The sequence below is a fragment of the Caulobacter sp. P1_B12_2 genome (assembly GCF_056406675.1).
This window is the reverse complement of record NZ_JBFTZS010000546.1, coordinates 1-2,736: the sequence shown is the minus strand read 5'-3', so window position 1 is coordinate 2,736 and position 2,736 is coordinate 1. Positions and strand designations below refer to the sequence as shown.

General features: G+C 69.2%; 2 protein-coding genes. One reads left to right on the top strand and one right to left on the bottom strand.

Annotation, left to right across the window (positions count from 1 at the left end; all coding sequences use genetic code 11):
* On the bottom strand, positions 1-1,169 hold a 1,169-nt coding region (locus tag AC1DZ6_RS23015), incomplete at its 3' end, for an NAD(+) synthase (protein WP_477099435.1).
* Positions 1,170-1,368: 199 nt separating this feature from the next.
* Here AC1DZ6_RS23015 and AC1DZ6_RS23010 point away from each other — a divergent pair.
* Positions 1,369-2,736, top strand: a 1,368-nt coding sequence (locus AC1DZ6_RS23010) for a transketolase family protein (RefSeq protein WP_477099434.1), incomplete at its 3' end; no start/stop codon positions are given.

Sequence of the window (2,736 nt, the reverse complement as noted above, 5' to 3'; positions counted from 1 at the left end):
GCCTTGGCCGCGACGATCAGGGCGTGGGTCGAGTCCAGCCCGCCGGAAACCCCGATCACCAGGCTCTTGGAGCCCGTCGCCTCGACGCGGCGCGCCAGGCCCTGGACCTGGATGTTGTAGGCCTCGTAGCAGTTCTCGGCCAGCTTGGCGGGGTCGGACGGGGTGAACGGGAAGCGCTCGATCGGCCGCTTCAGGGCCAGGTCGCCGGCCGGCGGCGTGAAGTCGAGCGGGACGATCCGGAACGGCGTCTGCGGCGGGTTCAGGGCCATGGCGTCGCCGAAACTGCCCACCCGCATGCGTTCCTGGCGCAGCCGCGCCACGTCGACGTCGGCCATGGCCATCACCGGCCCGGTCGAGAACCGCGGGCTCTGGGCCAGCAGGTTTCCCATCTCGTGGATGTCGACATGGCCGTCCCAGGCCAGGTCCGTCGAGCTCTCGCCCGCCCCGGCCGCGGAATAGACATAGGCGGCGACGGCCCGCGCCGACTGGCTGGCGCACAACAGGCGGCGGGTCTCGGACTTGCCGATGGTGATGTTGCTGGCCGACAGGTTCAGCAGGATCTCGGCCCCGGCCATGGCTTGGGCGGTGCTGGGCGGCGTCGGGGTCCAGACGTCCTCGCAGATCTCGATCCCGACGGTGAAGGCCGCGTCTCCCCCAGAACCAGGGAGATTGCGCAGCAGGATGTCGGTGCCGAACGGTACGGCCTGGCCGGCCAGGTCAAGCGTGCGGCCGACCACGCCCGACCCCGGCGTGAACCAGCGACGCTCGTAGAACTCGCGATAGTTGGGCAGGAAGCTCTTGGGGACCACCGCCCGCACCCGGCCGCCCTGGATGGCGACGGCGGTGTTGTAGAGCCGGCCGTTGTCGCGCAGCGGCGCGCCGACCACGAACAGCGGCGAGAGGGCCTTGCTCTCCTGGGCCAGGGTGGCGATCGCGGTCTCGACGGCGTCGAGCAGGGCGTCCTGTTGCAGCAGATCGTCGATCGTGTAGCCGGTCAGGCCCAGCTCGGGCAGCACCAGCACCGCGACCCCGGCCTCGTGGGCCTCGCGCACCAGGGCCAGCGTGCTCTGGGCGTTGATCGCCGGGTCTGCCAGCTTGACCTTGGGAACGGCCGTGGCGACCCGGACGAAGCCGTGACGGTAAGGCGAGAAGAACGACGGAGAACTCAAGAGACCCGGCCTTTCGAGGTTATGCTAAAAATGAGCATAAGTCCGCTTCCAGCTATAACGCCTGCGGACGTTGTTGCATAGCGCCCACGCGACACGACCGGTAGGGCTCGCCGACCGGCTGGCGGGTTGACCCCGGGGGGTCATCGTGCGACTCGCGGCCTCGCGCAGACCCGCAAAACAACAACAAAACGGAACTCCCATGCCTGTTTCGCCCATCAAGATGGCCGACGCGATCCGCGTCCTCTCGATGGACGCGGTCCACAAGGCCAAGTCCGGACACCAGGGCATGCCGATGGGCATGGCCGACGTGTCGACCGTGCTGTGGGGTAAGTTCCTGAAGTTCGACGCCTCCAAGCCCGACTGGGCCGATCGCGACCGCTTCGTGCTGTCGGCCGGCCACGGCTCAATGCTGCTCTATTCCCTGCTGCATCTGACCGGCTTCAAGGCCGTGACGATGAAGGAGATCGAGAACTTCCGTCAGTGGGGTTCGCTGACCCCCGGCCACCCCGAGGTGCACCACACCCCGGGCGTCGAGACCACCACCGGTCCGCTGGGCCAGGGCCTGGCCACCGCCGTCGGCATGGCCATGGCCGAGGCTCACCTGGCCGCGCGCTTCGGCACGGACGTCGTGGACCATCGCACCTGGGTGATCGCCGGTGACGGCTGCCTGATGGAGGGCGTCAGCCACGAGGCGATCAGCCTGGCCGGCCGCCTGAAGCTCAACAAGCTGACCGTGCTGTTCGACGACAACAACACCACCATCGACGGTGAGGCCACGATCGCCGAGACCGGCGACCAGCTGGCCCGCTTCAAGGCCGCCGGCTGGGCGGTCAAGGCCGTCGACGGCCACGACCACGGCAAGATCGCCGCCGCCCTGCGCTGGGCGACCAAGCAGGACCGCCCGACCCTGATCGCCTGCAAGACCCTGATCTCCAAGGGCGCGGGTCCCAAGGAAGGCGACCCCCACAGCCACGGCTACACCCTGTTCGACGACCAGATCCGCGACGCGCGCCTGGCCATGGGCTGGGACGCCCAGCCGTTCACGGTGCCGGACGACATCGCCAAGGCCTGGAAGGCCGTCGGCCGTCGCGGCGCCCGCGTCCGCAAGGCCTGGGAAGCGACGCTCAAGGCCTCGCCGCTGGCCGACGACTTCACCCGCGCCATGAAGGGCCAACTGCCGGCCGACGCCTTCAAGGCGCTGGACGCCCACATCGCCGAAGCCGCCAAGACCAAGCCGGGCAACGCCACGCGCGTCCACTCCGGCGCGGCCCTGGACCAGCTGATCCCGACCATCACCGACATGGTCGGCGGCTCGGCCGACCTGACCGGCTCGAACAACACCTTCGTCAAGGGCATGAAGCCGTTCGACGCCCCCGACTACGCCGGCCGCTACGTCCACTACGGCGTGCGCGAGTTCGGCATGGCGGCGGCCATGAACGGCATGGCCCTGCACGGCGGCGTCATTCCCTATTCGGGCACCTTCCTGGCCTTCGCCGACTACAGCCGCCCGGCCATCCGCCTGGGCGCCCTGATGGGGGCCAAGGTCATCCACGTGATGACCCACGAC